Genomic DNA, 24,194 nt, shown 5'->3' with positions numbered 1-24,194 from the left:
TTATCACTATTCTAATTCACGTCCTTAAGGATCATTGGCCTCTTTATTTCCATGCTCTACTTTCTTCTTGATTTCAAAAAAACATTTGACTAAACATTAGTTAATTTATTATATTATCTATTATTATATAGACAAAAGTAAATTTTGTTTATATAAAACGATATTCCAAGGGGTTCGCGCCTTGAAAACAGGAAAGGAGAGTTTGTTGTTGTTTAAAAATCCATATATAAGGACCATTATCGCCTCCAATGCGCTGCTAAATTTGGGCATTTGGGTGCGCAACTTTGCCATACTGTTGTATGTAACAGATTTGACTCATAATGATCCCGTATACGTGTCGCTCATATCGGTTGCTGAATTCATGCCTATTTTTCTGTTCGCTATCATTGGAGGAACATTCGCGGACCGTTGGCGGCCCAAACGGACCATGATTAGTTGCGATTTGCTATCCGCGGCCTCTATTTTTATTGTCTTGTTGGCATTATGGTACGGGTCATGGCAGGTGCTTTTGCTGTCCACTTTCTTTTCGGCCATTCTATCTCAATTTTCTCAGCCGTCTGCGATGAAGATATTTAAGCAGCATGTAGCACCAGAACAGCTACAGGGAGTGATGGCCCTTTTTCAATCTCTCATGGCATTATTTATGGTTATCGGTCCTGTTATCGGTACATTTATTTATCAACACTTTGGAATTTTCATTTCAATGTCTATAACCGGAATATTGTTTCTCATCTCGGCGCTTGTCCTGACTCGTATTCCACAAGATGAACAAGCACTTGAGATAGATGATCAACCCACTCATTTCATTCAAGAGCTTAAAGAAGGAATCCGTTATGTATGGAATAACCGCACACTTCGCACGCTTGGGGGAACATTTACCGTAATTGGGCTGGCGGTTGGACTTATTCAACCATTAATGGTTTTTGTCGCCATCGAGAACCTTGGACAAAACAAGGAATTCCTGCAATGGCCGTTAATGGCGAACGGAGCGGCTATGCTGGTGGGAGGTGGCCTGATTATGGGGGTTGCCAAAAAAGTACAGCCGCAATTGCTGCTGGTGGCCGGACTTTTGGTCAGCACACTGACAACCTGTGGAGTCGGATGGTCGCACAATATTGTGCTGACAATGGCACTACAAGTTTTCAGCGGCTTATTTTATCCTTGCATTCATATCGGTATCAACACGATGATGATGAAAAATGCCGAAGCTGCTTTTATCGGCCGCGTCGGTGGTGCCCTCTCTCCCCTGTTCTCCGGGATGATGGTCGTCGGTATGAGTATCGGCGGAACACTCAAACACGAATCCTCCCTGAACACCGTATATACCGTGAGCGCCGGCTTGTTTTTGGTCGGAGCGATGCTATTGTTACCATTGCTTCGTGACAGGCAGCCCGTACAAGCTGTCATAGCCGATGATTCTAAATAACAGCACAAGAAACCGCCCCTGGAGATATGATATAGCATCCTCCGGGGGCGGTTTCTTAATGTTTGTATCATGATTTCATACAGATTATTACTCTCTTCCTTCATGCTGTCTTTTCCACAATCGTGCATACAGGCCGTACTTTTTCCGCTACCCGAAGGCCCTACAACAAAATGCTCTCCGATTAGTTGGTAGGCTTTAATTACCCGAATACCATTTAAATACTCCTGTAGGCGATTCGCAGCATTGATTTTGGCAGCATATGATTGACGTTCAGCCGTCGCTGGATACGTGAAGTAAGCAATACCAACAAAGCAGCTTGTATGATTTAATTGAAAATTAAAAGAAATAGGGGGTTTGTGAACAAGAAAAAGACGAAAATTATCGTTAGGCGATGCCTCTGCCTGTTGTTGTCTCTACTTTTATAACTACGAGTGATTTCAGTCTTAACTCAAACAGCGCGCACCGATTCAGTACGGCACTCGCTGGCTGCATAGCTTTTTCATCTGTCTACTTGACAGGGATATGACCAAAGGACGTTTTTTTATATCACTTATACATTTGTAGAAAATAGTGAAGGTGCCTTTTTCAGTGCACTTATTTTATTTCTTTCATAAAGATCCTGAAGTTTTCAGCGATTTCCTTTGATTTGGTATGGTGTAAATAATGTTCTCCTTCAAGTGTCATTACTTTTCCATGAACAGAATCTTTGACTTGCTCTTCATGTAGTGGTATCCATCTTTCCACATCTGTATTATTCGCTTGTATAAAGAAAATAAGGGGCAGATTTTTTGGGAATGTTAAATTTCTAGCTGCTTTAAAATTAGGATAAATATTTTCCATTTCGTTTGAGGTGCTGGAATTATACATGTTTTTGAGAGAAAGAATTCTCATTTGTTCTTTTGTTTCATCATCATAGGGTAGTCCAGCATATGGGTCACCAGTTAGTTTCATTACCAATCTGGCTAAACCTGATTTTTTGAGAAATTTAAACGTTTTTATTGGTAATTCAGCATCCATACCACCTTGCGTTGGAACACTGCTATCAATCCCGACAAAAGCACTCACTTCGTTTTCATATTTGTTCACATAATCCAGTCCGTAAATGCCTGCAATGGAATGACCCATTAAAATATATCGGTCAATTTTAAGACTCTGTAAAGCTTCATGAATTTCACTTACAATATTCTCTGTATTTCGTTCCTTTTCGGTTAGATCACTTAATCCATAACCAAAAGGCTCAATAACGACGACTTTGTAAAATGGAGATAGCTCTTCTACTAGTAGTTTAAAATCAAGTGCTGGTGCTGCTGTTCCATAACCTGGTAGTAACACGACGGTCTCTTTGCCTTTTCCTTGAATCAAAACATTCATTTTTTTCCCATCTACAGGTACGAACTGACCATAGGATTGTATTTTTCCTTGCTCCGATTTGCTGCTGATAATATTAACTGTATAGACAACGGCTAGAAAAAGCACGATTGCTATAACTATTGTTCCTATTATTTTAAGCAAAATGCTTCGTACTTTATTTGTTCTCGTTCCATTCCTCATTTTCATTACCTCTCTTCGTTTCACGCTCAACTTCTCCTGTCCCCATTCTGTTTGTTGGGCTACCTTAACGAGCCGCTAATGAAAGCTTAACGAAAGAAGATGTACTCCCTATGACGACAATATGAACGGAGTATGAACAAGCAAAAAAATGCTACGTTGTCCAAGGAAGCTGCACATAATGCTGTATCATGGAAAATGCGGTTTAGATAATCCGAATGATACCCTATGAATCTAACTAATCTGGTGGCGTTGTGATTGGCAAGGTGACAATGACGGTCGTTCCTTGGCCGGGTTCACTTTCCACTCGAATGTCGCCTTGATGAAGCGATACGATCTGTTTAACGATGGCGAGTCCCATACCGCTACCGCCATATTTACGACTGTGGGAACGATCAGCTTTAAAAAACCGCTCGAATATACGCTTCTGGTCCTCAAGGGAAATACCAATGCCCGTATCGGATATTCGGACTGTTACGCTTTTGATATCTTGCTTGATGCTGACGTTAATAACGCCGCCATCCTTGGAAAATTTGATGCTATTACCGAGTATGTTCGTCCATACCTGGTTTAATTGATCTTGATCCGCCAATAGGCGAACGGCCTTCAAATTGAGCTCGAAACGGATGTTGCGAGCCGACCATAGCGGCTGGATCGCGACGATGACTCGTCTGATCTGTTCATCAAGGCTGAACGTGACCAGCCGCATCTGCTGTGACTGCGATTCAAGCAAACTCAGCTTTAACAGGCTATCGCTCATCTTGGACATCCGATCTGCTTCCGCGATGATGATATCGAGATAACGGCTTCGCTCGTTATCTGCTATGTCTACTTGCTTGAGTGCTATAGCATAACCGGATATCGAGGTGAGCGGCGACTGAACTTCATGCGACACATTCGTGACGAACTCCCTACGCATCTGCTCAAGTTGCTGTAGATCATGCATCATTTCTTCAAAGCTACGAGCCAAAGTACCTAGCTCACCCTTTTGCTTAATATTCAGCTTGACGTTAAAATCTCCAACTGCTATACGTCTGGTCGCTTTTGTCAGCTTTTTGATCGGTCTAACTAGGAATATAGAGGCAACCAAAATCAATAGACTTCCTGTTACCAACGAATAGGTCAAAAAAGTAAATAACCATTTTTGGGCAAAAGAGGCGGAAGGATACATAAGCGGCTCCACAAACATCGCTTTCATTCCCATTTCCGTTTTCAACCTCAGTCCCAAGAGGTTCATTGAAACACTACTCGGATTAACTTGAACAACTTCTCCACCCAATACTTTCTTTACTTGATCCATCGTCACAGTAACAGGTTTTTGTCCGTTAAGCGTTCCGTAAGACTGGAACTGCCCCGTTTCATCAAAAATTCGAATATAATAGGAATCGAGTTGTTTCATTCCACTTACGAATAAGTCCGCTTCACGTAACGGATTGGTTTCGTAAACCCGGACAATGTCCTGACCAAAGTTAAATAAGGTGGTTTGCAAATTTTCGTTCAATTTCTCTTCAAACACCCAAAATGTTACAAAAAAAGCAATGATCGTGCCCGCGAGGACGGAGACCAGAAATGTCAGGACAACACGTGTATATAAGGATCTGATCATTCGTAAACCTCAAGCCGGTAGCCAAGCCCACGCACCGTCTCGATACGAAAATCGGGTGTAGTCGCGAACCGTTCGCGCAGGCGTTTAATATGTACGTCTATCGTTCGATCATCTCCAGTATAATCGATCCCCCAAATTTGATCGATCAACTGCTCGCGCGTATACACTTGTCCAGGTGTTCCAGCGAGCTTATACAGCAATTCGAACTCCTTGAGCGGCAACGTGAGCGACTCCGTCCCTCTCATCACCTTATAGGTCTGCCGATCAAGAATGACGTTGCCGAACTGGATCGTCTGCGTGGTGCCAATCCGATAGCGTTTCAGCAGTGCTCTGACCCGAACTGTCAATTCTAGTGGATCAAACGGTTTCGTCAAATAATCATCAGTTCCAAGTTCGAAACCTTTCACTTTCTCCCATGTTTCGCCTCTCGCAGTCAGCATAAGTAAGGGAAGATCAGGATTGGCTCTTCTGAGCTCCTTGCATAACGTCCAACCATCCATTATCGGCATCATAATATCGAGCACGACAAGATCGACATGCGTTGTAGCGTAGACGGTCAGTGCTTCCTTGCCGTCTGCGGCTTCGGCTGTTGCGAATCCGTCGTTGCGTAGAAATAAACAGACGAGTTCGCGAATGTTCGCATCGTCGTCAGCAACCAGTATAGTAGGCATCCGTTTCCTCTTTCCCTGTTTTCCATTCCATATTGAAGTAACCATTATACTATAAATAAAATTGAATCGCTCCTATTCTTCCTATAATTTTACAGTGTTATTCCTCCCGGTCTCTGCTGGCGAACAAAGCCAAATACCGTCGTGCCGAATAGCTCTTTAAAGCCATTTTTAAGCTTTTGTTCATTAACATGTACCATCTGTTGAGATGACAACTCCTGAGCAATAGCTCGCGTGTCAGGAGTAATCAACGCCTCCATACAAGCAAAAGATTGCTCCAGACGTATATCCAATTCCTGTAGCAATTCTCCCCATAGCAAAGGGTTAAAGCGCAGCTCCATGTGATTCATCGCCTTTCTTGCTGGCATCTCCGCGTGGATCTTCACATCATTCATGTAAATGAACTGTACATGTCTTCCATGTTCACGCTCTGAATGAAAGCCATCCACGGACCAAGCAGCTGAATAGTCGATGTTCAGCGCTAGCTCTAAATAAGGAGTACCGAACCTTCTTGTAATCTGGACTGGATCATGAAATAGCATTTTACTGTGTGAAAGCTGAAGCCTTTACGTAAAAAATGTGTACGATGCACACCGCTTCCTCACTGTTTGGGTATATGATAAATATGCTCATGTTTCAATGGCGCTTGAGTGAGATCATTTTCATCATTTATAAGATTCGAATCGGCTATCTGGTTATAGTAATCATTAAATTAGACGGAGAATTTTGATATTAAGTATACATAATATATATTATGTTAATCTCATGATTCCCATTGCATCGAATTAAAGAAGTCGGCCTTGACTTTAACGCCTGTCCAATCGTATAGTATGATTATATCTTCAATTAAGGGAGAGATTTTGATGTCGGTGAACGTTCTTAACTAAGCAATTGCATATTCAGGGAGTAACACCAGGCGCTTGAACCCTTCGGGTACAGGTTTGTTTGTTGCTGTGTTGTTATCCTGATATTAGTTAAGAACATGCGGATATCATAAATCGCCTTCGGGATTATCTTCATCCAAGCCTTATTCCGTGCTGTGTTCAGCGCGTTTTTTTTGTTTTCAGATTCTGTAACTTCCCTTTAAACGTCTTCCATTCGATCCAAATAGCTTAGCAAAGAGCTGTTGCGTGAATGAATTGGAAACACGGAACTCGGAACTACAAAAGCTGTATAACAGGCTTATTTGATGATAAATTCCCTCTTTCCTTAAGGGCGGAGAATGAACGTTTTGTTCATTCTCCGCCCTTTTTTATTTTAATAGCAAATTTTCCAAAATCCTGACACTACACAACTAAAGGAGAGATTTATTCATGAACGAAACTACAATGCTGCGTTTGGAATATGATCAAATTAAAACAAAAGTTTCCGAATGTGCTTTTTCTTACCTAGGTAAGCATCACGCTGCTTCTATGTGCCCAATTACTGATATCCGTACCATTAAGATTCGTCTTGACGAAACCAACGAAGCGTTACAGATCATTCGCCACGGAGCAAGCGTCCCTGTTCCTTCGTTGGAAGGAATGGAGCACATTCTTCAACTGCTCGGAACCGGGTATATGTTCAGCGAGCGTGATTTTTCTCATATGGCTCAATTCATTCGAAGCTGCATTCAACTCATAAAATATATGCATTCCAAGGCGGACGCTGCTCCAACCGTCAGCGCTTATGCATCTTCCATGTATAGCATGGAGCCACTTCTATCCGAAATCGAAAGATGTATTCATTCGGGACGTGTGACGGATATCGCCAGTAAAGAACTAGCTAAAATTCGCAAAAAAATTGCGGTTACTGAAGAACGCATCAAGAGAAAACTTGACTCTCTCACAAGCCGTCACCGATCCATTATGCAGGAAAATATGATTAGTCAGCGCAATGGCCGTTACGTGCTTCCAATCAAAAAAGAATTCCGTAAACAAGTGAAAGGCAATGTACTGGATGAATCGGGAAGTGGTCAGACGGTTTACGTTGAACCTGCCGAAATCACGAATCTGCAATTCGATCAGAGCGCAAACATGGCAGAAGAATCTAAAGAAGAAATGAAAGTGCTGGGAGACCTGACGGCAATGGCTGAGTCATACAACCGGGAACTAAGCATCAATACAGAGACTGTAGGTGTACTGGATTTTTTGTTGGCAAAAGCCAAATACGCCATGACTCTGGATGCTGTCCCTGTCGAACTTAACCTTGACGGGATTATAGACATCCAAGGTGCACGTCACCCGTTGATGTCCAATACCATGGTGCCGCTTGATTTCTCAATTGGTGAAGGATATTCCTCACTCATCATCACTGGACCGAACACAGGCGGAAAAACGATGGCACTTAAAAGCGTCGGTCTATTAACACTAATGGTGCAATCTGGGCTACTGGTACCTGTTTTGCATGGTAGCCGAATGGCTGTATTCGAGGAAATTGTGGTAGATATCGGGGATGGACAAAGCATTGAACATGCTTTGAGCACCTTTTCTGCACACATCCGCAACATGATTAGCATTTTAGAAACAACAGGCAACTCTACTCTGATTCTGATTGATGAAATGGCATCCGGCACCGATCCAGGAGAAGGAGTAGGCCTCTCTATCGCGTTGCTAGAAGAATTCCATCGCCGCCGAGCGACAGTAGTGGCTACAACGCACTTTAGCGAAATCAAGCATTTTGCTGAAAACACACCGGGATTTCAGAATGCTCGTATGGAGTTTGATACCGAAACGCTACAACCTTTGTACCGACTTCGCATTGGAGAGGCCGGAGAAAGCTATGCATATGCAATTGCCTTGAAGCTGGGCATGTGGACACGTATTATCGAGCGTTCTGAGGCCATTTCTGCAGGCAGAGCGTCTCGGAATACACAGGAATCGTTTGTTATTCCCCCTTCTGTAGATGATGAAAAGTCTGATGATGCAAATAAGCCTTTCCCTAAAAAAGAGGCTTTAGACCAGACAGTCACAAAACGGGGTAAACAAGAAATTCCTCTCAAAACCAAGCCTTTTGCCCTTGGCGATAGTGTTTATGTAGGCTATCTGGATCGAACTGGAATTGTATACAAAACCGAGGATGAACGGGGTAATGTCGGGATTTTGATCCAAGGACAGAAGCTAACCATGAACAAAAAGAGGCTCGTCCTTCACATCGCTGCTACTGAATTGTATCCTGACGACTATGATCTGGATATTGTTTTAGAAACCAAGGAAAACCGCAAAAAACGAAAACTGCTGGGACGTAAGCATGTCGAAGGACTGATGATTGAATCTCCCCCGGAAAATGAAATATAGACGCATGCGTATATTCTCAACTGAAAAATAAGCTATTTTATATTGTCAGTGAAACTTGAATCTGCAAGTGGACACTTGATAAGAGTGATTCACTTGCAGATTTCACCACACTAAAAACATAATATATATTATGTAAACTATATGCTTCCTTATTAGACAGGACAAGATAAATCAGACATCGAAATATAACTTTTGTTATCATTCAAGATGATAGGTTTGTTTGTAGTTATATATAGCACCTAGCAAATTCGCTTCATTGCCTAATTTACTTTGCTCAATATCTGCACGCACAAAATTTAAGATCGAATCTAGATAAAGTTTCTCTAGTTCTTCTTTAATAGTAATAACCAGTAAAGGATTTGCAGATATGCCTCCCCCAATTACAAACTTTTCAGGGTCAAGAATCGTTTGCAAATTAATAATTTGTGTTGCGATGTTCCTACAGTATTCTTGAAAAATCGCTTGGACCGTGTGATCACCTTCTTCAATGAGCTTGAATACTTTTTCACCTGTCATAGAATCTGCAGGAAGCCCTTTAGCTTTGGCAACAGTTTTAGATAATACAGAACTACTCCCTTGCATACCAAGCAAATAATCAACATTGTCTGCATACTCATTGTTAGTTCTGATGAAGGAGAATTCCCCAGCCGATAAATGATGGCCTTTCAGCAATTTACCTTGAGAGATGATTCCACCGCCCATTCCGGTTCCAACGACCAGAACAACACCATCAGCGATTCCCTGTAATGAACCACACCATGCTTCTCCCAGAGCAGCGCATTTTCCATCATTTTCAATTGCTACGGGTAAATGAAACGCTTTCTTAAAAACTTCGATCATATTTATATCATTTATATATCGTAATGAACCACCATGCACCATATGGCCACTTGCTGAATCCACAATACCTGGCATGCTGACAGCTATACCTTCACATTCATCTATAAACTGATTATGAATTTGCTTCAAAGCTACAAGTAGATTCTCAAGTGAGTCCAATGGAGTTTTAACTTTCCCCTTACACATAAACTCACCTTGAAAATACAAACTAAATTTAATAAAAGAGCCACCAATATCAAAAACCAGTATTTTATTTTTCATGCTACGTATAGTCCTTTCATGATGCAATTTGGGGTCTTCTCAATAACGATAATTAACATTATTGCTTTTGTAAATCCATCATTTTTTTTATCGTTAATAAGACACCGTTTTCTTCGTTGGATTTAGTGATAAAACTGGCTGCATTTTTAGTGTTCTCACATGCGTTTTTCATAGCAAAACTATATTTTGCTATAATCATAAGTTCCACATCATTTTCACCATCTCCAAAAGACATGGTCTCATCCTCAGTAATCCCTAATATCTCTTGGAGTTTTCTTACCGTCTCCCCTTTATGGGTATGAAGTGCTGTAATATCCAGCCAATTTGCTTCAGAATCAACGATATAAATTTGACCCAGTAGAGTCTTTTCAACATGTTTTCTTAATAAGGGACTTCTTCCAGCTGGATCATATACAGTTATTTTAAGAAAGCTACTGTTGATTTGATCAAATGAATCAATCTTAACCACTTCTTTATACGAGCCTTTCACAATTTTATAGTATTCGTCTTGAATATGAGAATGAACAAATGCTGCTTCCGTTGTACATGCTATGATAATAAAATCATTGGAAAAACTTTCGATATCTCTTATCGCTTGTAATGCTAGATTGTGTTCAATCGTAAACTCTTTGACGACGACTCCATCCTTTTTAATCCGCGTAGCACTGTCCCCTAAGATCCAGATCCCTTTTCCGTGCTCGCCAAACAATTCTTCTACTCGTTCACATTGTTTACCTGTACAGGCTGCAAAAGAAATATTATTTTCTTGCATTTCTCCATACACCTGATTAAATAAATCGACATCGAAAGTGCCGCTATTATTCAGAAAAGTACCATCCAGATCACTTACCACCAGTTTAAACATATATAAATCCTCCCTTAATATATAAGCTCTTTATTAGCCAAGTTTAATTTACGGCTTTTCATTTTCTTTCCATGGATCAACATCAAAATCTCTATTAAAATCTTCAAACATTCGTGCTGCAAGCTTTTGAACATGAGGAGAATGAGCCAAACTACTGATCATGAAGTACATGATGATTAAAATTATGATACATGAGATACCTTCTATCGCCCACACAGTCGCACCTCCTTATTCCGTAAATCAGAACTTGATCCCATTTAATAGGTGCTAGCATATTCTGCATTCTGCACACTTATTAAATCATTTAATTAAACATGTTAATAAAGTGAGTAAAAAAAGCCCCTTTAGTAAGTGGACATAGAACGTTATTCAAAAAAATCATCGATGGAGCGGTAAGGTTTTACTTCCCTAGGCTGCCCGGATAATACTAAGCACCAATAAGTACCAACCCATATAACTGAGCAAAGTAAAATCAGTGAGATCATAAAGTGCCCTCGCTTTCTCTTTTAGGTTACACGTTTACTTTAGCTGATGAAACGCGTTTCAGGTCAAGTGATAATTTCTATTAACCCTTCATAATTCTCTTTTTCAATGTACGATTCACTTGCTAGGAACTGAACAGCATAAAAAGAAGGAAACAATGACGGCAATCGGGGAAAATGTATACTTGCCTGAGAAGTTATAACCCCAAAAACGGGAGGGAGTAATGTTGTTCCTGTATAAGCAACTGTCATTTGATATCCCCTGAGTTTGGAAGAATTCTCTTTACCAAACCGAGTTGGCGTTTCATGAAGAAGTCCAGGGTAAATCGGTGCAAGTCCTAACCCAATAAGAATAAACCCATTTCTCTCCTCTCTTCACTACACATATATACATTATTTAAAGACAATGATCGGACGTTCCAATTCTTTTAGAGTTAACCCTCTCAACCCTGTTTTAAAATCTTCATAAAATAAATCTGAGAGTATAACGTCAGGATACAAAGGCATCTTATGCTTAGATTTGTAGGATTCTAAAAAATGAAAGAAAGACACTTCTTCTATATTCTCTCTATAGATCACAATTCGGTCAGGATCAAATACAGATTGTAATATTCGGATAATTTCACATATACTATTGAAGAAAACTTCCGTTCCTTTGCTTTCATCCCAAACTATCGACGGAAGGAATTTGATTTCACCAGCCAATCCATGTTTGCCTTTTAAAACCCCATTTCGCAAATAAATTCCCATCCCTGGGGGAGAATTCTCAGGAAAATAAATAGCCAGCACACATTGATCTTCATCTATTTGTTCTCTATAGACGTATCCACATACAGCGGCATTTACGTCATTCTCCACAATAACCGGCAAACCAAATTTGCTTTGCACATCCTCTGCCAACCGAATTCCATTTAACCTTTCATGACTGCTGACTGTAATTTCTCCATTTACAGATTGTCCCGGGATTCCTATACCAATAACTTTGATGGAAGGATAGTGAGAAATGATGTCTTGAATCGTGGAATAAAATTGTGTAGCATTAAAAATTTGAAAGGGATGCTCTTCTTTCATCAGAACGTCCTCATTTAAATTAACTACCGTGGTATTGACAACATCCGTCCCTTGTTTTTCATTAATATGTATAATCAGTGCTAGACTATACTCATAATTAAAACGATAGGTTAACGCATGCCTGCCTCCGTTTGAAGGGACAATTTCATCTTCAAATATTTCTCCATTATTAAGCAATTCCTGCATAAGGGTATTGATAGTTACCACACTTAAATCAGTCAATGCGGCTAGTTGGGGTTTTGTTGTCTTATTGATCTGTTTCAATACTTTTCGAACCAGGTTCAGATTTATTTCTTTAATTAAATTTGTATTAGCTTTTTCCATACATAGCACCTTCTTTCTATAAAATCATGAAAGCACTTCATAAACCATGTTTATAAAGCACTTTTACTAATTTTGCAGCAAAATATTACCTTAGTCAAGGCAATATCGTACTAACCTTTATTTCACCATTGCTTTCCAGCTTATTCTGAATTATTCTAATGCTAATCATAAGACGATCGCTAAAATAAGGAGGCTAATCAATTGAAGAATGCTGTTGAAGAACTGGCGAGGATCATCGAGGATTATGAAAAAGAATTTTTTTCGATCACAGAACATGAATTTAATGCCAAGCCGTTCTCGGAGAAATGGTCCAAAAAAGAAATACTGGGACATCTGTGCGACTCCGCTTCTAATAATCATCGAAGATTTATCATGATTAAGCATTCAACATCCCCTATCAAAATTGATTCGTATGCGCAAAATGATTGGGTGGCAGCTAATCAGTATCAGGAAGTGTTCTCTTACGTGGATGTCATACATCTATGGAAACTATTGAATAAGCAAATCATAAATGTATTAAACTCATGTACATCATTCGATTCTAAGAAAAGATTTCAAAAAGAGGACCACTCCACCGAAACATTACAGTGGCTAGTCGACGATTATATTCAGCATTTGCGGCATCATTTGGAGCAAATCATTCAAAAACAAGACTAACGCTATGAAAAAGAATACTACGTTCATGATCGTAATGACCTAAAGCCGTTGATGTGATTTTCAAGTCAGGATGTAATTCTGCCCAATGAGTTTACATAATAAATATTATGTAAACTCATTTTTATTTAATCTCAACTTTCATGTTATATTCAAAATCCTGATATTGGTATCTGAATATCCAGCTTATCCATTGCTTTTTCCTTTTCCCGATCAGTGACATGTGTATATACTGTGGTTGTCTGAATGGATGAATGCCCCAGTAGCTCCTGCACGGTACGCAGATCTGCTCCCTTGCGTAATAGCATTGTCGCAAATGTATGTCTCAGCTTATGGCTGGAATAAGCCTCCCGGCGTTCCATACTCTTATCTTGCTGGAATCTTTCGAACGTTTCTGTAGCGATCTGTTGAATGGTGCGCACTGCCAGACGGCGGCCTTTTTGGGATACGAACATCGCATCCTCTTTACCTCTCCACGGCGTCAATCTTTCCTCCAACGCATGCTCTACAAAATCACACACGGCTTCCGGTACCGGGAGAGTACGCCACTTACGTCCTTTACCGAACACATCTAAGGTACGTCTTTCTCGGCTATAATCCGAGACATTCAATGAATGAACCTCCCCCACCCGCAATCCCATGTAGACCATCAGTAGAAAAATAGCTATATTACGATTTGCATATTTCCCCTCCACCGCGAGCAAAAACGGATGAATATCCTTCTCATCCAGATAGACGGGCATACGATTCTTTTCAGTCTTTGCTTTTTTAATTCCCGCTGCCGGATTTGTGCTGCATAACTCAAATTCCTGTAGCGCTTTAAAAAAACTATTCACCGCTGCATGCTTCCGGTTCCGCGTACTATCTCCGGCGCCTCCCTCCCGCGCTTTAGACAAATACGACATAACATGAATCTTCTTCACCTGATCGAGTGGTTTTTCACGCAACGTCCGTAAAAACTGCTTCACATCCCCCATATAATTTTTTTGCGTATGTATCGTATATCCTGCATCCTTCATCCAGATCAAAAAAGCTTCCAGCTCCTCAGCATAAATTTCATCAATTTCTTCAGTTGTATCGAGTTCCACATGTCGCATCTCTTTTTTCATCTCGCTCGCCTCCAATTCAGTTCATATTCCGAAATATACTGTAAAACGATCATTTTCGTCTGATTTTTATCGACAATCCAATCGACATCTTATGCAGGAGGGATTCTAAAAGTCGTTTTAAACCTAAACAGCGTATAATTTATATTATACGCTGTTTTTTTAGCGCTTTTCAAGGGCAAATAGAGCGTTTTTCCTCTTGTCCAGCCTGGTATCGTGTTTAAGCAGACATTTCAAAGCACTTAACGGGGTGGCATAGGGTCAGGGGGGGCGATCCCACAATGTAGACAAATTAAAACACGCTCAAGAAAAGTTCACCTAATGTAATTCATTCATATCCAAAACAAAACTAAATAGCCAATAGTCTTGCATACGGCACCACTTCTCTACTTCATCAGCAAGCTGGGGGCGCTGCTCTCGATCGGTAGCAGTCAAAATAGCCATAGTGGCCAAAACATGAATATCATGTGCAGCTTCCAACTCGCTATCCGGATCACCTTCCGGTGCGTGCACCATCTCCATATGATAGCCTGCTAGCTGATTGTAATTTTCACCCACTAGCAGCAGTGGATCACCAAGAATTTCACCGATTTCGAGATGATGACCGTGTGATCCAGCTTCTGGGCAAATATCTGCTGGACGCCTACATGCCTTTTCATTTAAACTATTAAAAAATTAATCTTCGAAAGAGTGAGATTACAACGACAGCACGAGGCTCCAGCACCCGGATCTTACAAACGAAAATACAAACATCACTTTCCGTCAGCCGAAACCCTGATTAATAACTACATAATAATTATTATGTAAACTACGATTGGAGGATGATTGTATGATTAACAGATTGTACTGGTTACCGATCGGTCAGCTTGATATTGATCGTTCCTCACTCAACCATCATGCACAGCCCGGTGAACTGGTGCGCCTGCAAATCTGGTCGTATCTGCTGGAGACAGATCACGGTCCGATTCTCATTGATACCGGTATGCCGGATTCGTTTATCGACAATCCAAATTATTTTAAAAGTACACCGTTTGAAGGGCGCTTCATTCCCCATATGTCAGGCGATGATAGTATCGTGGCTGTACTGGATCGGATCGGCTATCAACCGGACGATATCCATGCCATCGTAATCTCTCATATGCATATGGATCATGCCGGAGGCAATCCGCATTTTCCAAATACACCGATTTATGTGCAGCAGACCGAAGCAGACGCTGCGATCGGTAATCTGGAGTATGCGCCACCGGAATGCGTGCAGGCGGACTTGAATTATCGACTGCTTCAAGGGGATCATGAGCTGGTTCCAGGTTTGCAACTGTTCTATACTCCGGGTCATTCGCCGGGTCATCAGTCCGCGCTGGTCACAACAAAGGAATCAGGTCCGGTCATGCTGACGATTGATGTTGCCTACACGCAGGAGAATTACGCAAACGACGTGCCGTTTGACAGCTTTAACCGTGAACAGGCACGCCAGTCAATCGCCCGCATTCAGCAGATTGTGCAGGAGGTTAAGCCGAATCTGTTGTTCTTCGGTCATGATCCTGAGCAGGTAGTCGTTCAGCCGGTATATCCACAATACAAATAATGTTGATAAAGCAGCTATTTCTCCACCATTCCGGATCTTTTCGGTCCGGGGTATGATGAAAATGGTATTATGAATGCACACAAAATAGACGTATCCGGAGCCGTACTTCATTCGGATCATGGCTTCCAGTATACGTCTATGGCCGTACAACACAGGACTTGAAAAGTTCGGCCTCAAAGGCAAGCGGTGCGGACTGGCAGAATAGTCGTAATTCGGCTAGCTCCCCTCATGATCTCAATTTCTTCATCCGATTTTTAAATAATCATTATTGTATCTCCTCACTTCCAAAATGTTATAGCCTCTTATTCTTTTCTTTTCTTTCATTAGGTAGTTGTAATGACTCCGACATTTAGAACTGCAAAATTTGGTTAACTGAGCTCGCTAATATGGAATGAGCTTTTAGCAAACTGATAAGTGATTCCATATACATTCGCTTTAACTGGTCGGGTTCATCTATAAATTCTGTATGTAAAATGCTGATCTTCAGAAACCTAGCTAACTTTTAAGCGCACAAGTTGATTTTCTGCAAATACACAATTGATCCTTTGTATTAACTCGCTATTAAGCCCCTGCTTGTTCAGAACAGCCTGAGCAATATCCAATACGCTCCTTACTTACAAATATTTCAAATGGATTAATACACTTAATCCGTTTATATCAAAAAAACAATTATATACATGAAGTTAATTACGCCTAATCCCCTGTTATCGCTAGCATCAGGAAGTATATCTAAGAACTCATGGGATGAGTCGCTGTCGATACGGCATGGATGATGAGAAAAAGCAATTTGCTGTCTCGCTCCGTTTTCCCTTGATCATCCAGCACGATATACTTAAAGAAGTCGAAAGGCAAACTTAAATTCAGCCTATGCTCATTTCAAAAATGTAGGTTTATTCATGACAAAGGGAGTGTTCATTTATTTATGAGTACCGAAATGCTGGAACGTCGAAGTGAAATTCTAAAACGAAACATCCATCAGTTGCTGGTTCAGGAAAATCAACACGGCGTGACACGTCAGGAAAATTACACGTTGCATAAAATGATCAGAGAGCTGCATCAAACCTCTCATGCCTTGAATACTTCCCGTTGAGATGAAAGGCTGCTACATTAAATAACAAATAACCTTCAGCCCCACTTCCTTAGTGGTGTTGAAGGTTATTTGTTTGCGTAGCCTTTAATTGACAGGGGTACTCTTTCGTGACGTTACCCTTTGGAGCGACTCAACAGGTATAAGAAGTATGGCGCACCAATGATGGCTACAATTAAACCTGTCGGGATTTCTTTCTGTAAAGGTAAGGATCGTGTGATCGTATCCGCTACAAGTACCAGGAGTGCTCCGACTAAAGCACAGGTTACCAGCAGCATTTTATGCTTCGGCCCCACCAGCTTTCTCGCCAAATGTGGAGCCACCAAACCGACAAAGCCGATACCGCCACTAACCGAAACACTAGAACTGGCCAATCCAACCGCAGCAGCGAGAAGGAGAATACGTTCCTTTTCGATAGCTGTACCCAACCCCGATGCCGTCTGATCTCCCAGATTAAGCACATTCATCACATTTGCTTTGTAGTATGCGAAAGGAAGCAATACAATCAGCCAAGGCAACAGAGCCATCACGAATTTCCAGTTTGAGCCCCAGATGCTTCCTGCTAACCAATTAGCTACAAACGTGTAACTTTCGGGTGTCAGCTTAAGAGTCATAATGATCATCGCAGCACTGATACCCGCCGCTACGCCAATTCCGCTCAGCAGTAGCCTTGTCGGAGAAATTCCTTCACCTTTCTTGTAAGAAAGCGCGTAGATGAGAATAGCAGCTGCTCCTGATCCAATCAGTGCTAGAGCGGGAAGTAAAAACAATGAATTCGTAGTTTGCATAGATGGAAAAAGCAATACAAACAGCATGACCATCAACCCGGCGCCTGCATTAATGCCTAGAATACCAGGGTCCGCTAGGCCGTTACGCGAAACCCCCTGCATGATGCAGCCAGAAACAGCGAGACCTGCACCGATAAGAAGGGAAATAACCATTCGTGGCAATCGGAATTCAAATAGGATTAATTCCTGCTGTGGAGTCCATTGTCCAAACAAGGTTCTAAATAGCTCCATTGGCGAAAGCCGGATGGTTCCCGTATTCGCACTTATGGTGAACGCAGCAATGAGCAATACGAGCAGAATGACTACAACCATCCAATCATGTATTTTTTTACGATGACTAGCTTTGGCAATAGCCCCATTCGTAACGTTATTCATCTTACAGTGCCCTCCTTTCTTTACGTGCCAGATAAAGGAAGAACGGAACCCCAATTAAGGCAATAAGTACGCCCACCGGTGTTTCCTCAGGTGCGTTAATCATACGGGCTGCCAGATCGGCAAACACAATGAGTAAAGCTCCCATAATGGCCGAGCATGGAATAATCCAGCGATAATCGACGCCAACCAGCTTGCGGGTTATATGGGGAATAATCAATCCCACGAAACCTATAGAACCCACCAACGACACCGCTGCACCCGCCAAAATCAGAACAAGAATCATTCCGACTACCTTTACTACCCCAGTTCGCTGACCAAGGCTCAACGCAATTTCGTCTCCCAAACTGAGCAGCGTAATGGAGCGCGACAACATGAGAGCACCGATAAAAGCTGCCACAACCCAAGGCAAAACTATACCGAGCTGAACCCACTTGATTCCACTAAGCCCTCCGGCATACCAAAAGGCCAAATCCTGTCCAACATCAAAGTACAAACTGATCGCATCTCCTAAGGCAGACAGCAATGCCGTGACAGCTGCACCCGCCAATACAAGACGAACTGGCGTAAGACCTGATTTGGATATGGAGCTTGTACCATATACCATCACAACAGCCAGAGCTGCACCAACAAAGGAATACAACATTAACTGTAAAAAGGAAGAGCCAGGAAAAAGGGCAAAGCAAATCGCCATCGCCAAGCTGGCTCCCGAGTTCAGTCCAAGCAAGCCCGAGTCAGCAAGCGGATTTCGGGTCATTCCTTGCATAATTGCACCTGCAACAGCAAAGCAAACTCCGATTAAAACCCCACCCAGAATCCGAGGTAGACGGATTTCCCAAATAATCTGATGGTTTTGCAACTCGGGTTTAAAATGAAAAACGGCGTTCCATACCTCTTCCAGCCTAATTGAGGCTGCACCAAAAGATAGAGATAGCGCGATACCGAACGCTAAAAGTCCAAGCCCAACTGTCAGGATAAGCGAAGCCGCCCATGGTCGCGAGTGGAATTGAGTCGGCGACTGGTTATGATTACTTTGAGCGGGGCTATCCGATGATTCTGATAATTTCATAACTATTGTTCACCCTTACTGTTGAATAGTATGTAGCTATCACGAACTGTGTTGAAGATGATGTTGATAATGAGAATTATTATCATGCAATCTTTACTATTGTAAATTAATGTGGCAACGGCATCAATAGCAAATTTCGAGGAATGCCTAATACTCTGCCCTATTGTGAACAAATAAAGCCCTTCGGCATAAATACCAAAGGGCTGCCAACAACACCGAAGCGACTACTTCTGTGTGGCGTTCTCTTTATTCCGCTGGACGATCAAATCTGCGATTTCTTCAGCTTGCCCTACAATGGCAATGGGATCGAAGTACCAATATCGATCCTCCTGGAGCTCAAAAACCTTACCTTGCCGGACTGCATTCAGTGATTTCCATATGCTGTCTCCTTCGTAACCGCTCAAATCCTTGTTAACCGTCAGAAAGATATAAGAGCCAGCATATTGATTAATGACTTCTTTTGACACCGATTTCCATTGAGTCTCACCAAATAATTCTTTTTGGACAAGCGGCGGAGGGGACAAATTCAGTCCTTTGTATACCGCCTGTCCTCCTCTGCCAAAATTATCGCCATATACATAGTATTCTTTATCCGAAGCTTCCATTACGGTGAAAGTATCTCCAGGCTGAACAATTCCCTTTAGCTTGTCACGTGCAGCCTGCATCCGCTGATCGTATTGCGCAAGCCATGTTTTGGCTTCCTGTTCTTTTCCGAGCAGTTCACCAAAAGCTGTCAGTTCCTCATGCACATTCTTGTACGTTCCATATGGAATGACGATGGTCGGAGCAACTTTACTATATTTTTCATAATCAGAAGCATCTTTGGAACCAATCAGAATCAAATCAGGCTCCAGAGCCAGTACTTTCTCAATGGATACGCTGCTGCGGTCTCCAATGCTTGCAATGCCCTGTACAAGCTCCTTCGAAAACGGATTATCCAGATAATATTTAACACTTCCCACAGGTTTAATTCCTAGTGCTAATAAATCATTCTGGTACATATCTACTACAATCCGCTGAGGGTGAACCGGTATTTTAATATCTCCATGAATCGTTTTGACTGTTTTCATTTCCTCTGACTTTTGTTCGCTAGATGTTTGATTCTGCTTTTCATCCGGTTGCTTTACATTTCCACCACAGGCGGTAAGAGCTAAAATGACTGACAGAAGCATCATTACAATCCACATTTTCTTTGTCAAACCTGTTCATTCCTCTCTCTATTTACGGTGTCATATCCGCCTATTTACGTTCCATATTGAGCTTGGTGCAGGCGGCTATATGCCCCTTTTACTGCCAATAACTCTTCATGTCTGCCTTGCTCGGCAATCCCTTGATCTGCAACTACGATAATGCGGTCAGCATTTTTGATCGTTGCCAGACGATGCGCGATAACGAGTGTCGTACGGCCTTGGGATAGCTCTGTCAGCGCCTGCTGAATCGCGGCTTCTGTCTCTGTATCCAATGCTGAAGTCGCTTCATCTAAAATAAGAATTGGCGGATTTTTAAGGAACATCCGGGCAATAGACAAACGTTGCTTTTGACCACCGGACAGCTTCACACCTCGCTCACCGATCATTGTATCCAGACCGTCCGGATATGAGAGCACTAGGTCTTCAATCTGAGCTCGACGAGCAGCATCCCAGATTTCTTCTTCCGAAGCATCAAGCTTACCGTAAGCAATATTTTCACGAATCGTTCCATCAAAGAGGAATACATCCTGCTGTACGATACCAATCATGGATCGCAGCGATTCCAGCTTCATTTCACGGATATCCATTCCATCAATAGTAATGCTACCTTCCTCGACATCGTAGAAGCGAGGCAACAAACTGCAAAGTGTCGTTTTACCTGCTCCTGAAGGACCCACAAGTGCTACGGTTTCACCCGCATGGATAGATAGGTCCACTTTGCGTAATACCTTATCTTTGTTTTCGTAACCAAACGTTACACCTGCAAATTGAATATCTCCATTAAGATGGCTAACCGCCTTGGCCCCAGGCAGATCTTCTACATCCGATTCACTTTCCAGCAAATCCAGGTACCGTCGGAAGCCAGCAATCCCTTTCGGATACGTTTCGATGACAGAATTAATTTGTTTAATCGGCCCCAGGAATACATTAGACAGCATTACAAATGCGATAAATTCCCCGTAGGTCATCTGTCCTTCAATAACAAACCATGTTCCACATACTAGCACAAACAATGAAACCAGCTTCATTAGTATAAAACTAATCGAGGAATTCCAGGCCATAATCCGGTACGCGATCAGCTTCGTTTTACGGAAACGCCCATTATTTTCAGCAAACCGTTCCATTTCATGTGCTTCGTTGGAGAACGCTTGAACAACACGAATCCCACTTACATTATTTTCAATACGAGCGTTATAATCCGCAATATCAGAAAACATACGATGGAAAGCAGCAGACATTTTACGGCTGAAATAAAGAGACAAGTAAATCATGAGGGGTACAATGATGAAAGTCAGTACAGCCAGCTTCCAGTTAATACCGAGCATGATACCAAAGGCTCCCCCCAGTGTCATCAACGCGATGAACAAATCTTCGGGTCCGTGGTGAGCAATTTCCCCAATATCCATTAGATCGTTGGTCATACGTGAAACGAGATGCCCTGTTTTGTTATTGTCAAAAAAACGAAAAGATTGCTTTTGTACCCGATCAAACAGCTTTTTACGCATGTCCGATTCGATGTTAATGCCCAGCTTGTGTCCCCAATAGGTGACCACGTAATTCAGTGCAGCACTTATTACATAAATACCGAGTAGAGCCAGACAGGCATATAAAATCCATTTCCAGTTCCCGCTGGGCAGCAAATCATCGACCACCCGGTTGACTGCAAGCGGAAAAGCCAACTCCAGCAGTGCAGCCAGCAAGGCACAAGAGAAATCAATGATGAACAAAGTCCGGTAAGGACGATAGTATTCAAAAAATCGTCTAAGCATGGTTATGACTTCTCCTCTCTTATTTCAATTGAACTGATCACTTCGGATCAACGGAAAACATTTTAACAGCCTCATCGAGTGATTGGTCAACGGCTAGCGGTGAGTATGTAAACCACGGATCGGCTTTGATGAAATACACTTTGTGGTTTTTGACAGCCGGGAGATTTCTCCACAATGCACTTTGCTCAATTTGCTTAAGCATTCCGTCCTTGCTCGCTTCATCATAAACCAGCATAATAATTCGGTCTCCTGATAGTTCAGGTAACTTTTCCATTGAAATAACATCATAAACATAATTAAATCTCGGGTCCTTCGCCAGCTTCTGGCGTATGTACTCAGGAGGATTCAATTCCAGTGAACGGTAAATAACATGTCCTACATTCCGCGCTCCGTATACCCTTAACACATTCTTATCGTAGGCCATATAAATCGTAACCGTTTCATCTTTTTTGAATTTTCCAACCAGCTTCTTTCGACCTTCCTCAGCCTTTTTGTTGAAACTAGCGATCCACTGCTCGGCTTCCTTGTCCTTACCCAGCACGGCTGCGACATTCCGCAGTTGCTCAAATACATCGCCTTCTCCAAACGAAACGACTACGGTTGGAGCAATTTTCTCTAGCTGCTCCTTCACTTCGGGCGTGGTATATTCTGTTGTGATGATCAGGTCCGGTTGTAACTCCAGCACCTTTTCTACATTTGTCGGGTTCCCAATATCCGCAACTCCGTCAATCTTACCTTTTAAATAGTCGCCTTCCAACAAATGGGAAGCAGCGCCTGCAGGCTTAACTCCCAAGGCCAGCATAGCATCCAAATATTGTGTCGTGACAACTCGCTGTGGATTTGCAGGGATACTGATCTTATTGCCAGTGGCATCAGTATATTCGCGCATGACAACCGTTTTGGATTGCCCGGAAGGATCATTAGTACTGGTCTTGTCATTTGTCTGGTTGTTGCTAGCTGCGTTTCCACATGCACTCAATACAACCATCAGAAGAACCACAAGACAAAGCGTGGATTCCCATTTTAATCTGTACCTTTGTTGCACAATATACGTCCTCCTTAGATATATACAATTCATTATATGATAGTGATTCTCATTATCATATAATTGTTATTCTATCTTTTACCGTCTCTTCTTACAATACAAAAATAAAAAACTTCCATTTATGTGTATGTATCGTCATCGTAGAATAGCCAAAAAAAAGAACTGATGCGCATTACAGCATCAGTCCGAATAGCTTAATATGTTGGGTCAAGCGCCCTTTTTATTTCGATTGATCCACTAACTCCAGCTTAGCGGGAATTGATGTTTTCACGGTTTTACCTTGAAGTACATCCTTGGCTGCCTGCACCGCCAATTGACCAATAAGCTCGGGTTGCTGAGCTACGGTGGCTGTCAGTTTCCCTTCCTTAATTGATTTAAGCGCATCCTCGTTACCGTCAAAACCGATGACTGGAATGTTTTTACCTGAGCTTTGGATTGCTTCGATCGCACCCAACGCCATTTCATCATTGTGGGCAAATACTGCCTGAACGTCCGGGTTGCCTTGCAGCAGATTTTCCATCACGTTCAAACCTTTGGTCCGATCAAAATCGGCCGATTGTTTGGCTATGACTTTCAGATCCTTATCTGCTACTTCATGAAATCCTTTTCCGCGTTCACGGGTAGCGGATGCTCCTGGAACACCTTCCAGCTCAATCACCTTGGCACCTTTTCCAACTTGATCAATCACATATCTGGCAGCCATTCGTCCTCCCTCTACGTTGTCTGAAGCGACGAGTGCTTTTACATCGCCTTTGTCAGCAGAACGATCCAGTGTAATAACCGGGATGTTCAATGCATTCGCTGATTGTACCACAGTGGAGATGGCCGACGAATCTGTCGGATTAATGAGCAACGCGTTTACTCCCTGTTGAATCAGATCATCCACGTCATTACTTTGTTTCGCCGAATCATTTTGTGCATCCACAACAATGACCTGCATTCCTTGTTTTTTGGCCTCTGCCACAACTCCGTCTTTGAGGGATACGAAGAATGGATTATTCAGTGTTGAGATCGACAAGCCGATTTTGATGTCCTTCAGGTTCGCGGCCGCTTTAGGTTTCGCCCATTCGGGCGGTTCCAAGGAACACCCTGTCATGAGCAGGAGCAGCAATGCAGTCATGATTAATGTAAGCTTTTTCATATTTTTGTGTCTCCTTCTACGC

Annotated in this window: 21 protein-coding genes and 2 pseudogenes; 5 read left to right on the top strand and 18 right to left on the bottom strand. The window is 42.1% G+C overall.

Features of this window, described 5'->3' with window-relative positions:
* The first annotated feature begins 208 nt into the window (after positions 1 to 208).
* On the top strand, positions 209 to 1,426 hold the full coding sequence (locus NLX73_RS05425; protein WP_165177481.1) for an MFS transporter: 1,218 nt from the start codon (positions 209 to 211) through the stop codon (positions 1,424 to 1,426).
* 164 nt (positions 1,427 to 1,590) lie between these two features.
* On the opposite strand, the pseudogene NLX73_RS05420 reads toward NLX73_RS05425, so the two are convergent.
* The 5 genes and pseudogenes from NLX73_RS05420 to NLX73_RS05400 form a co-directional block, all read right to left on the bottom strand.
* A pseudogene (locus NLX73_RS05420) lies at positions 1,591 to 1,742 on the bottom strand (ABC transporter ATP-binding protein); the annotation flags it as partial.
* 278 nt (positions 1,743 to 2,020) lie between these two features.
* The gene (locus NLX73_RS05415; protein ID WP_302055312.1) at positions 2,021 to 2,983 is read right to left on the bottom strand and encodes an alpha/beta fold hydrolase; all 963 of its coding nucleotides are present in this window, start codon (positions 2,981 to 2,983) and stop codon (positions 2,021 to 2,023) included.
* Positions 2,984 to 3,212: 229 nt separating this feature from the next.
* Positions 3,213 to 4,580 carry a sensor histidine kinase gene (locus NLX73_RS05410; RefSeq protein WP_254325545.1) on the bottom strand — a complete coding sequence of 456 codons (1,368 nt, stop codon included), beginning with the start codon at positions 4,578 to 4,580 and terminating at the stop codon, positions 3,213 to 3,215.
* Complete coding sequence (locus NLX73_RS05405) at positions 4,577 to 5,251, bottom strand: response regulator transcription factor (protein ID WP_254325544.1); 675 nt, start codon at positions 5,249 to 5,251, stop codon at positions 4,577 to 4,579. The genes NLX73_RS05410 and NLX73_RS05405 overlap by 4 nt, the downstream gene beginning before the upstream one ends.
* A gap of 89 nt (positions 5,252 to 5,340) precedes the next feature.
* A complete protein-coding gene (locus NLX73_RS05400; protein WP_254325543.1) occupies positions 5,341 to 5,790 on the bottom strand; it encodes a helix-turn-helix domain-containing protein in 450 nt (149 codons plus the stop codon).
* Between the two features lie 771 nt (positions 5,791 to 6,561).
* Here NLX73_RS05400 and NLX73_RS05395 point away from each other — a divergent pair.
* Complete coding sequence (locus NLX73_RS05395) at positions 6,562 to 8,523, top strand: endonuclease MutS2 (protein ID WP_254325542.1); 1,962 nt, start codon at positions 6,562 to 6,564, stop codon at positions 8,521 to 8,523.
* 198 nt (positions 8,524 to 8,721) lie between these two features.
* On the opposite strand, the gene NLX73_RS05390 is transcribed toward NLX73_RS05395, so the two are convergent.
* The 5 genes and pseudogenes from NLX73_RS05390 to NLX73_RS05370 all read right to left on the bottom strand — a co-directional run bounded on the left by NLX73_RS05390 (position 8,722) and on the right by NLX73_RS05370 (position 12,366).
* Positions 8,722 to 9,624: an ROK family protein gene (locus NLX73_RS05390; protein WP_254325541.1), complete on the bottom strand. Its 903-nt coding sequence runs from the start codon at positions 9,622 to 9,624 to the stop codon at positions 8,722 to 8,724.
* Between the two features lie 58 nt (positions 9,625 to 9,682).
* Positions 9,683 to 10,489, bottom strand: coding sequence for an HAD-IIB family hydrolase (locus NLX73_RS05385; RefSeq protein ID WP_254325540.1), 807 nt, complete (start codon positions 10,487 to 10,489; stop codon positions 9,683 to 9,685).
* A gap of 48 nt (positions 10,490 to 10,537) precedes the next feature.
* Entirely contained in the window at positions 10,538 to 10,705 is a 168-nt protein-coding gene (locus tag NLX73_RS05380; protein ID WP_172828244.1) for a hypothetical protein, read from the bottom strand.
* 391 nt (positions 10,706 to 11,096) lie between these two features.
* Positions 11,097 to 11,331 (bottom strand): annotated as a pseudogene (locus tag NLX73_RS05375) (MFS transporter); the annotation flags it as partial.
* Between the two features lie 33 nt (positions 11,332 to 11,364).
* On the bottom strand, positions 11,365 to 12,366 hold the full coding sequence (locus tag NLX73_RS05370) for an ROK family protein (protein ID WP_254325539.1): 1,002 nt from the start codon (positions 12,364 to 12,366) through the stop codon (positions 11,365 to 11,367).
* A 201-nt stretch (positions 12,367 to 12,567) separates the two neighbouring features.
* Here NLX73_RS05370 and NLX73_RS05365 point away from each other — a divergent pair, with 201 nt between their 5' ends.
* Positions 12,568 to 13,023 carry a DinB family protein gene (locus NLX73_RS05365; protein WP_254325538.1) on the top strand — a complete coding sequence of 152 codons (456 nt, stop codon included), beginning with the start codon at positions 12,568 to 12,570 and terminating at the stop codon, positions 13,021 to 13,023.
* A gap of 149 nt (positions 13,024 to 13,172) precedes the next feature.
* On the opposite strand, the gene NLX73_RS05360 is transcribed toward NLX73_RS05365, so the two are convergent.
* The gene (locus NLX73_RS05360) at positions 13,173 to 14,129 is read right to left on the bottom strand and encodes a tyrosine-type recombinase/integrase (RefSeq protein WP_254325537.1); all 957 of its coding nucleotides are present in this window, start codon (positions 14,127 to 14,129) and stop codon (positions 13,173 to 13,175) included.
* Between the two features lie 315 nt (positions 14,130 to 14,444).
* The gene (locus tag NLX73_RS05355) at positions 14,445 to 14,648 is read right to left on the bottom strand and encodes a hypothetical protein (RefSeq protein ID WP_254325536.1); all 204 of its coding nucleotides are present in this window, start codon (positions 14,646 to 14,648) and stop codon (positions 14,445 to 14,447) included.
* 307 nt (positions 14,649 to 14,955) lie between these two features.
* Here NLX73_RS05355 and aiiA point away from each other — a divergent pair, with 307 nt between their 5' ends.
* Positions 14,956 to 15,711: a quorum-quenching N-acyl homoserine lactonase AiiA gene (aiiA, locus tag NLX73_RS05350; protein WP_254325535.1), complete on the top strand. Its 756-nt coding sequence runs from the start codon at positions 14,956 to 14,958 to the stop codon at positions 15,709 to 15,711.
* A gap of 922 nt (positions 15,712 to 16,633) precedes the next feature.
* Positions 16,634 to 16,801: a hypothetical protein gene (locus NLX73_RS05345; protein ID WP_007432475.1), complete on the top strand. Its 168-nt coding sequence runs from the start codon at positions 16,634 to 16,636 to the stop codon at positions 16,799 to 16,801.
* Between the two features lie 113 nt (positions 16,802 to 16,914).
* Here the strand turns inward: NLX73_RS05345 and NLX73_RS05340 are convergent, their stop codons facing one another.
* From NLX73_RS05340 to rbsB, 6 genes are all read right to left on the bottom strand, one after another.
* On the bottom strand, positions 16,915 to 17,961 hold the full coding sequence (locus tag NLX73_RS05340; RefSeq protein WP_254325534.1) for a FecCD family ABC transporter permease: 1,047 nt from the start codon (positions 17,959 to 17,961) through the stop codon (positions 16,915 to 16,917).
* A gap of 1 nt (position 17,962) precedes the next feature.
* On the bottom strand, positions 17,963 to 19,027 hold the full coding sequence (locus NLX73_RS05335) for a FecCD family ABC transporter permease (RefSeq protein WP_190299422.1): 1,065 nt from the start codon (positions 19,025 to 19,027) through the stop codon (positions 17,963 to 17,965).
* 224 nt (positions 19,028 to 19,251) lie between these two features.
* A complete protein-coding gene (locus tag NLX73_RS05330) occupies positions 19,252 to 20,214 on the bottom strand; it encodes an ABC transporter substrate-binding protein (RefSeq protein WP_254325701.1) in 963 nt (320 codons plus the stop codon).
* Between the two features lie 56 nt (positions 20,215 to 20,270).
* On the bottom strand, positions 20,271 to 21,986 hold the full coding sequence (locus tag NLX73_RS05325; protein WP_254325533.1) for an ABC transporter ATP-binding protein: 1,716 nt from the start codon (positions 21,984 to 21,986) through the stop codon (positions 20,271 to 20,273).
* A gap of 37 nt (positions 21,987 to 22,023) precedes the next feature.
* A complete protein-coding gene (locus NLX73_RS05320) occupies positions 22,024 to 23,031 on the bottom strand; it encodes an ABC transporter substrate-binding protein (protein WP_069289655.1) in 1,008 nt (335 codons plus the stop codon).
* Positions 23,032 to 23,251: 220 nt separating this feature from the next.
* The gene (gene rbsB / locus NLX73_RS05315) at positions 23,252 to 24,172 is read right to left on the bottom strand and encodes a ribose ABC transporter substrate-binding protein RbsB (RefSeq protein WP_025720638.1); all 921 of its coding nucleotides are present in this window, start codon (positions 24,170 to 24,172) and stop codon (positions 23,252 to 23,254) included.
* Positions 24,173 to 24,194 lie beyond the last annotated feature (22 nt).

The sequence above is a fragment of the Paenibacillus sp. CH40 genome (genome assembly GCF_024213605.1).
GTDB classification, from domain to species: domain Bacteria; phylum Bacillota; class Bacilli; order Paenibacillales; family Paenibacillaceae; genus Paenibacillus; species Paenibacillus polymyxa_B.
The sequence above is the reverse complement of the archived record's forward strand: the minus strand, read 5'-3'. Positions and strand labels throughout refer to the sequence as shown.